The sequence below is a fragment of the Nitrococcus sp. genome (assembly GCF_059432795.1).
This window is the reverse complement of the sequence record NZ_JBXWZQ010000153.1, coordinates 1-8,635: the sequence shown is the minus strand read 5'-3', so window position 1 is coordinate 8,635 and position 8,635 is coordinate 1. Positions and strand designations below refer to the sequence as shown.

At 65.6% G+C, this 8,635-nt stretch carries 5 protein-coding genes; 1 reads left to right on the top strand and 4 read right to left on the bottom strand.

From position 1 onward, the window contains the following. The 3 genes from ygiD to AC52Q4_RS10990 all read right to left on the bottom strand — a co-directional run. On the bottom strand, positions 1-617 hold a 617-nt coding region (ygiD, locus tag AC52Q4_RS11000), incomplete at its 3' end, for a 4,5-DOPA-extradiol-dioxygenase (protein WP_495536842.1). Positions 618-689: 72 nt separating this feature from the next. Further along, positions 690-2,510 carry a glycoside hydrolase family 15 protein gene (locus AC52Q4_RS10995; protein ID WP_495536841.1) on the bottom strand — a complete coding sequence of 607 codons (1,821 nt, stop codon included), beginning with the start codon at positions 2,508-2,510 and terminating at the stop codon, positions 690-692. Between the two features lie 63 nt (positions 2,511-2,573). After that, positions 2,574-4,409 carry a monovalent cation:proton antiporter-2 (CPA2) family protein gene (locus AC52Q4_RS10990; RefSeq protein WP_495536840.1) on the bottom strand — a complete coding sequence of 612 codons (1,836 nt, stop codon included), beginning with the start codon at positions 4,407-4,409 and terminating at the stop codon, positions 2,574-2,576. A 103-nt stretch (positions 4,410-4,512) separates the two neighbouring features. Between AC52Q4_RS10990 and AC52Q4_RS10985 the strand changes: the two genes are divergently transcribed. Next, entirely contained in the window at positions 4,513-4,902 is a 390-nt protein-coding gene (locus AC52Q4_RS10985; protein ID WP_495536839.1) for a VanZ family protein, read from the top strand. Positions 4,903-4,941: 39 nt separating this feature from the next. On the opposite strand, the gene AC52Q4_RS10980 is transcribed toward AC52Q4_RS10985, so the two are convergent. Then, positions 4,942-8,610, bottom strand: a complete 3,669-nt coding sequence (locus tag AC52Q4_RS10980) for a hydantoinase B/oxoprolinase family protein (protein WP_495536838.1) — start codon at positions 8,608-8,610, stop codon at positions 4,942-4,944. Between the last annotated feature and the right edge of the window lie 25 nt (positions 8,611-8,635).

Below are 8,635 nucleotides of genomic sequence, written 5' to 3'. Positions count from 1 at the left end.
ACGAGTGGCGCGAGGTCCCCGGCGCGAAGCAGATCGCGCGCTTTCGTCTCAAAGCGAACGGCCCAATCGTACGGTTCGACCTCCTGGCGGCCCCAGGCATAAGTGTGAAGGTTATGGACGAGATTGCCGCTGCCGATGATGAGTATCCCTTCATCGCGCAGCGGGGCGAGCGCTCGGGCGGTTTGGTAGTGCCAGCTCGCATCCTTGGTCTCATCGATGCTCAGCTGGATAACGGGAACGTCCGCGTCCGCGTACATGTGCACGAGAATCGACCACGTCCCATGATCCAATCCCCAACCGTGCTCAAGCGTCACCCGTACAGGATCCAGCAGCTTCGCGACACGCGCGGCCAATTCGGGTGCGCCCGGCGCGGGATATTGAACCTCGTGCAGCTCCCGCGGAAACCCGCCGAAATCGTGGATGGTGCGCGGCTGCGCATTGGCCGTGACGGCGGTCGCGGGTACATACCAATGCGCGGATACCGACAACACAGCCGTGGGCCGCGGGAATGCGGCGCCGAGTGCCGACCAGCGGCGTGTATAGGCGTTGTCATGGAGCGCGTTCATCGGATTGCCGTGGCCGAGAAAGAGCGCGGGCATTCTAATATCGCGTGGCATAAAGGACCCTCTCAAATTGGAACCGACTTCGGCGCGCGAACACCGGTGCGATCCGAGGATACGGGGCCTGCGTCAAGCGGGACCGTCGGCGCGCTGCTTGGCCGGGCCGCGGGCGCAGGCGAGATTGTTGGCGGTATTGACGAGTGCGATATGCGAGAAGGCCTGCGGGAAATTGCCGAGCAGGCGGCCGAGGCGCGGATCGTACTCCTCGGCCAGCAAACCGAGATCGTTGCGCAAACTGAGCAGGCGCTCGAACAGGGCAACGGCCTCATCGTGGCGGCCCAGCATGACGTAGGCATCGGCCAGCCAGAAGCTGCAGGCAAGGAAAACGCCCTCGTCACCCGGCAGCCCGTCGGTGTTGTCCTCGGTGCGGTAACGCAACACCAGGCCGTCGACGAGCAACTCCCGCTCGATGGCCTCGACGGTGGCACGAAAGCGGGGGTCCTGCGGCGGCAGGAAGCCGACTTCGGCCATCAGCAGTAATGAGGCATCCAGTGCGTCGCCGCCGTAATATTGTACGAAGGCGCGCTTGTCGGCGTTCCAGCCGTTGCGGCAGATGTCGGCATGGATCGCCTCGCGCACTGCGCGCCAGCGCTCCACCGGGCCGGACAAGCCAAACTGTTCCACGGCCTTTACCGCGCGATCGAAGGCGGTCCAGCACATCAGCCGCGAGTGAGTGAAGTGGCGCTGGCCACCGCGCACTTCCCAGATTCCCTCGTCAGGCTGGTTCCAGTCCTGCTCGAGCTGCCGCAGTATCGTTTGCTGCAGCCGCCATGCGTGCTCGTTGTGGTCGAGCTGGAATTTGCGCCCGACGTGCAGAACGTCCATGAGCTCGCCCGGCACATCGAGCTGGCGCTGCGCGAAGGCGGCGTTGCCGAGACGCACGGGAGCACTTTGCTCGTAGCCGGGGAGCCAGGGCAGCTCGAGTTCGGTCAGCCGGCGCTCGCCGCTCAGCCCGTACATGATCTGCAGCTGCCTAGGGTCACCGGCAGCCGCGCGCAACAACCACTCGCGCCACGCGTGGGCTTCTTGCCGATAGCCCGAGGTGAGCAGGGCGTAGAGTGTCAGTGTCGCGTCCCGAATCCAGCAGTAACGATAATCCCAATTGCGTATGCCACCGAGCCGCTCGGGTAAGGAGGTGGTGGGCGCGGCGACGATCCCGCCGGTGGGACTGAAAGTGAGGGTTTTGAGCGTGATCAGCGATCGGGTCACGGCCTCGCGCCAGGGGTGATGTTCGGCGCGGTCGAATTGACACCGCCCGCTCCAGGCATGCCAGCGCTCGGTGGTTTGCCCGAGGCGGGTTAAGGGGTCCTCGACGGAGCGATTCGGCCAGTGCGAGGGATGATACGCCAAAGTGAACGGAATGGTGGCACCCTCGCCGAGGTCGAATTCCGCGACGGTGGTCAGATCGCGGCCGGTGAGCTCGACCGGGGTGTGCAGCTGCAGGGCATCCGGTCCGGCCACCGCGCTCAGCCCGTAGCTCCGGCAGCGCACCCACGGAACGATGCGGCCATAGCCGAGCCGCAGAGTAAGCTCCATGCGCATGCGCATGCGCACGCGGCCTTCCTCGGCGCGCACGAGCCGGACCAGGTCGACGTAGTGCTCATCGTCGGTGAAAGGCATGAAATCGATCAGGGTGACCTTGCCCTCGGCAGTTTCAAAGCATGTCTCGAGGATCGCGGTCCCGGGCCGGTAGCGACGGGTTACGCGGTTCAACGCGCCGACCGGCGTGATGCGCCAATAGCCATGCTCGCATCCGCCGAGCAGCGCCGCGAAGCAGGCATCGCTGTCGAATCGCGGCAGACATAGCCAATCGATGGCGCCGTCGCGGGCGATGAGCGCGCCGCTCACGGTGTTGCCGATGAATCCGTAGTCCTCGATTGCCTTGCTCATGCCCGAACCACCCTCGCGTGTGTCGCGCTCGTATCGGTGTCCGCAACGCTTCGTCGCGTGCCGTCACAATTCGTCGTCGCCGGATGCATTGGCAGTTTCCGCTTTCTGACCCCGCTTACGGACAGATTCGCCGCGTCTCGATTCGGCGTCGGCCTCGAACAACTCCTTGAGCTCCCGTGCTGCGTCCTTGGACGATTGGACCAAAGCGTCGTGGTCGTCCCGGATGGCCCGTTGGCGAGCGAGCGTGCGCTCGTCGTGATCGCGAAAGAGCCTCGTGGCGTTTTCGGCTTCGCGTGCCGACAACCCCAGGCCTTCCAGCACCCGGCCGCCCAAATGGAGGCTTGAGAGAAAAGTCTCCCGAATGATGGCCTTTGCGCCCAAGTCCATGAGCTGATGGGCATGCTGGCGATTGCGGGCGCGCGCGTACAAGGCGACGTTCGGAAAATGGTAACGCATTGTTCGCGCGATCTTCATGGACGCTTCCAGATCGTCCACGGCGAGCACAAAGATCTTTGCCTGATCGACTTGTGCCGAGCGCAGCAGATCCAGCCGCGAGGCGTCGCCGTAATATATTTTGTTGCCGAAGCGGCGCACGAAATCCACCTGAGCCGGGCTGATCTCCAGGGCGGTGAACGAGATCCCCCGAGAGGCGAGCAGCCGACCGATGACCTGGCCGAAACGGCCGAATCCGGCGATCACCACGGCGTGCTCGCTCGCCTCGATCGCATCGTATCGGCGCGTCTCGAGACTTTGGCTTCGCTCGATGCGATCCTGCAAGGTGGTCAAAAGCGGGGTGAGCGCCATCGACAAGGCAACGACGACTGTGATGAGCTCGACGGTGCTCGCCGGCAGAATGCGCAGGTCAAGCGCCTCGCCGAGCAGCACGAACACGAACTCGCCCCCCTGCGCCAGGTAGACGGCCAGACGCCGGGCTTCCGCTCCGCGTGCCCCTTGAACGTGGGTGATGAGGTAGAGGATCGACCCCTTGACGGCGATCAGACTTATCGCAAAAGCGGTTACCAGTAACGGCTCGACAACGATCAGGCCGACGTTGACCGACATGCCTACCGCGATGAAGAACAACCCCAACAACAGCCCTCGGAAGGGATCGATATCGGTCTGCAACTGGTGGCGGTATTCGGAATCCGCCACCAATACGCCCGCCAGGAAGGCGCCGAGACCCATCGACATATCGATGGCGTGCATCAGCGCTGCCGAGCCCATGACGAGCAGCAGCGCGGCGGCCGTGAAAATCTCATGGCTTTGCGCCGCCGCGACCAGCCTGAGCAGGGGCCGCAGCAAGTAACGCCCGCCGACGATAAAAATTCCCAGCGAGAGGGCGATCCAGGCGGCATGCAACAGCAGCGTCAATGAATCCCGCGGGGCGGCCGAATTCGCTGCGAGCAATGGCAAGGCCGCGATCATCGGCACCACGGCGAGGTCTTGAAAGAGCAAAATGCCGAAGCCGCGGCGCCCGTATTGGGTTTTGAGTTCGTGACGGTCGGCCAGCAGATGCAGCACGAACGCCGTCGAGGACAGCGAGAGGGAAAAGCCCACCGCCAGGGCGGCCCGCCCCTCGAGGCCGCAGGCCGCGGCCAGCCCGGTGAGCACCAGGCCGGTGATAAGCACCTGAGCGATGCCCGGGCCGAATACGGCGCGGCGCATCGCCCGGAGTCGGGCAGGCTGGAGCTCGAGGCCGATGACAAAGAGCAGAAATACCACCCCGATCTCGCCAAGATGCATGATGGCGTGGACGTCACCGGCGATATCAAGCCCCCATGGCCCGATCGCCACGCCGGCCATCAGGTAGCCCAGCACGCTGCCCAGCCCAAGCCTACGGAACAGCGGCACCGCGAGGACGGCCGCCACGAGGAAGACAACGATTTGATGCAGCAGCATGCACTGATCTCCGAGGGGCTCGTTCTACCTGCGTTGGCTTGGCGATGGCTGGCACTCGCGCTTAGGATGCCATGAACTAAACGAGGCGAGGGGAGAGAACCCAGTGCGTGCATTGTGCTTTGCGCGGTTTTGGCAGGCCACCGCGTGGTTGCTGCTCACAGCGGTGGTGGTCATGTCGTTGATTCCCGGGCCTCCCAGCCCGCCGGTGCTGACCTGGGACAAATCGCAGCACGGCTTCTCCTGGGGCCTTCTGAGCTGGTGGTTTCTGCAGGCCTGGGAAGGACGTCGGCCCGTGGGCTGGTGTTTGTTTCTGCTCGCCGTAGCGGCGTTGGTGGAGCTGCTTCAGGGGGCCACCGGGTACCGCAGCGCGGAGTGGCTGGACATGCTTGCCAATACCGTGGGCTTGGTGATTGGTTTGACGCTTTGGCTCACGCCGGCGGGCGGCGCTTTCTACTGGATGGAGCACTGGGTCGGCGCTCGGCGCTACCCATGAGCCGATGCGTCGGTGCACCAACCGCACACAGACGTTATCTCAGGACTGCCAATCCCAGGACGCTCGGGCGCTGGCCGACCCGTAGCCGCCACCACCGGGGGTTTCGATGACTACGACGTCACCGCTTTCCACCTGTTGGCTGTCGATACCGGACAAGGGCTGGCGGCGACCGTCGGCGCGCTCGAGCCACTGGCGTCCCACGGCGCCGGGCGCGCCGCCGGCCAAGCCGGGCGGTCCGCGGCGCCGGTGATTCGCGAGCAGGGCGGCCGTCATCGGCTCCAGGAAACGGATTCGGCGCACGACCCCGTCGCCGCCGTGCCAGCGCCCCTGCCCACCGGAGCCTCGGCGGATGGCGAACGCCTCTAGCCGCACCGGGAAGCGCCATTCGAGCACCTCGGCATCGGTGAGCCGGCTGTTGGTCATGTGCGAGTGCACGGCGCTGGCGCCGTCGAAGCCGGGGCCCGCGCCGGTCCCGCCGCACAGCGTCTCATAGTATTGATGACGCGCGTTGCCGAAGGTGAAATTGTTCATGGTGCCCTGAGAGGCCGCTTGTCGTCCCAATGCGAGATAGAGCGTATTGGTGACCACCTGGCTGGTCTCGACGTTGCCGGCCACCACGGCGGCTGGGTAGCGGGGGTTGAGCATCGAGCCCTCGGGCACGATGAGCTCGATGGGCTTCAGGCAGCCGTCGTTGAGCGGGATGGCGTCCTCGACCAGGGTGCGCAGCACGTAGAGCACCGCGGCCCGGGTGACCGCCTTGGGGGCATTGAAATTGCCCGGTTGCTCGGGGCTGGTGCCGGTGAAATCAACCGTCGCGGCACGCCGGCCGCGGTTCACTGTGATTCTGACATGCACCTTGGCGCCGGTATCGAGCGTCTGCTCGTATTCGCCGTCCTCGAGTGCGTCGAGCACGCGGCGCACCTGCTCTTCGGCATTGTCCTGCACGTGGCCCATGTAGGCGTGCACGACCTCGAGCCCGAATTGCTCCACCATATGCCGCAGCTCGCGAACGCCTTTTTCATTAGCGGCGATCTGCGCCCGGAGATCGCTGAGATTCTGCTCGAGGTTGCGCACCGGATAGGGACCGGCGCTGAGCAGCGTGCGTATCGCCTGCTCCCGTAGCTCGCCAGCCGCCATTAGCTGGAAGTTGTCGATCAGCACCCCTTCCTCTTCGATCCGCGTGCTGTGCGGTGGCATCGAGCCGGGTGAGATGCCGCCGACATCGGCGTGGTGAGCGCGGCTGGCGATATAAAACAGAATTTCCTTGCCGGCGGCGCAGAACACCGGAGAGACGACCGTGATATCGGGCAGGTGGGTGCCGCCGTGATACGGGTCGTTGAGCATGAACACATCCCCGGGACGCACGCTGTCGGAACGGCGCTCGACGATGGCGCGCACGCTCTCGCCCATGGAGCCCAGATGAACCGGTAAGTGGGGCGCGTTGGCGATGAGATTCGCCGCCGGATCGAACAGCGCGCAGGAGAAATCGAGGCGTTCCTTGATGTTGGCCGAAGAGGCGGTCTTTTGCAGCATGACGCCCATCTGCTCGGCCACCGACATGAAAAGGTTGTTGAACACCTCGAGCATGACGGGGTCGACCGTGGTGGCGATCGCGGTCTGCGCCGGGCGCGCTCGGATACGCTCCAGGATAAGGTGATTCTTGCGGCTCACCCGTGCCCGCCAATCTGGTTCCACGACGATGGTCGATACGGGATCGCGGATAATGGCGGGCCCGTCGAGCGCATCGCCGGGCTGTAGCTGTTCGCGATCGAAGAGCGGATTTTCCCGCCAACCGCCCACCCGCCACACTTGCACCCGGGCCAGTATTCGCGGCTCGCCGGTGGAGCGTAATTCACGCTCCGGCTCATCTTCGAGCGCGGCGTTCGCGCCGATGATCTCGACACTCGCCGCGGCCACGATCAAGGCCTTGTCGGGCAGCAGAAAGCCGAATTCGCGGCGGTGCTCGTTCGCCGCCATGCTTGCGACATCGGCGGCATCAGCAAACCTTATCTCTAGTGTCGTGTCGCTGCCCTCGTATCTGACGCGCAGCTTGCGCAGCTCACGCATGTGGGCTCGGGGGCAGCCCTGGGCCTCGAGCTCGCGCCGGGCTTCCTCGCCGAGCTCGCGCAGCGCCGCCTCGAGCTTGCGTATCAGTTCCTCGTCCAGTGGGCAATCCACCGGCTTCTCGCGCAGGCTTCCGAGATCGGCGAGTCCTAGGCCGTAGGCGGAAAGCACACCGGCCAGCGGATGAATGAGCACCCGCTCGATGCCGAGCGCGTCCGCCACCAGACAGGCATGCTGCCCCCCGGCGCCGCCAAAGCAGTTGAGCGTGTAGCGGGTGACGTCGCGTCCGCGCTGAACGGTGATTTGCTTGATGGCGTTGGCCATGTTCTCCACCGCAATGCGCAGGAAGCCCTCCGCCACTTCGGCGGCCGAGCGGGTATCCCCGGTGGTCCCTGCGATCTCATCGGCCAGTGCCGCGAAGCGCGCGCGCACAATTTCGTCGTCCAGCGGCTCATCGGCGTTCGGGCCGAACAGGCGGGGGAAGAACGCCGACTGGAGCTTGCCGAGCATCACATTGCAGTCCGTTACCGTGAGCGGGCCGTTGCGCCGGTAACACACGGGTCCCGGGTCGGCGCCGGCCGAATCCGGCCCCACCCGGTAACGGCTGCCATCGAAGTGGAGTATGGAGCCGCCGCCGGCCGCCACAGTATGAATCATCAGCATCGGCACGCGCAGGCGCACGCCGGCGATGCGGGTTTCATGGCTGCGCTCGAGTTCACCGGCGTCATGGCAGACATCGGTGGAGGTGCCGCCCATATCGAAGCCGATGACCCGTTCGAAGCCGGCCATTCCTCCGGTACGCGCGCAGCCGACCATGCCGGCGGCGGGCCCGGACAAGATCGCGTCTTTGCCCGCGAAGTGGCGCGCACTGGTCAAACCGCCATCCGACTTCATGAACAGCAGCCGTGCCTTGCCCAGCGCCGTGGCGAGGCGCCGTGCGTAGCGGCCGAGCAGGGGGGAGAGGTAGGCGTCGACCACGGTGGTATGGCCGCGATCCACGAACCGCATCAGCGGACTGACCCGATGCGAGAGGGAAACGTGGGTAAAGCCGATGGCGCGCGCAATTTCCGCCACCCTGCGCTCGTGGTCCGGATAGCGATAGCCGTGGACGAGGCAGACCGCACAGGTGCGGATGCCGTCATCGAACGCCGCGCGCAGGTCGCGCTGCACGGCCTCGCCGTCGAGCGCCTGCAGCACCTCGCCGTTGGCGGACAAACGCTCGTCGACCTCGATTACTTGCTCGTAGAAGGGTTCGGGCCGCTCGATTCGGCGGGCGAAAATGTCGGGGCGGGTCTGATCACCGATGCGCAAGGCGTCGCGAAAGCCTCGCGTGACGGCAAGCACGGTGCGCTCGCCCTTACGCTCGAGCAGCGCATTGGTGGCGACCGTCGTTCCCATCTTGACGTGCTGCAGATGCCGGGCCGGCAGCGCCGCGCCCGATGGCAGTTCGAGCACCGCGCGGCTGCCCTCCAGCGCGGCGTCCTGATAGCGTCCGGGATTGTCGGAGAGAAGCTTGTGCGTGACCAGCATGCCGTCCGGACGGCGCGCGACGACGTCGGTGAAAGTCCCGCCCCGGTCGATCCAGAACGGCCAGCCCGCTGTGGCCTCGCGCCGGCGCCGGCCGGGGCTAGCCCTGCGCGCCATGAGTGTCCTCGGCCGCGGCTTGCCC

Coding starts and splice junctions, on each gene's coding strand:
- AC52Q4_RS10995 (WP_495536841.1), bottom strand. CDS start 2,510: ATGAGCAAGGCAATCGAGGACTACGGATTCATCGGCAACACCGTGAGC.
- AC52Q4_RS10990 (WP_495536840.1), bottom strand. CDS start 4,409: ATGCTGCTGCATCAAATCGTTGTCTTCCTCGTGGCGGCCGTCCTCGCG.
- AC52Q4_RS10980 (WP_495536838.1), bottom strand. CDS start 8,610: ATGGCGCGCAGGGCTAGCCCCGGCCGGCGCCGGCGCGAGGCCACAGCG.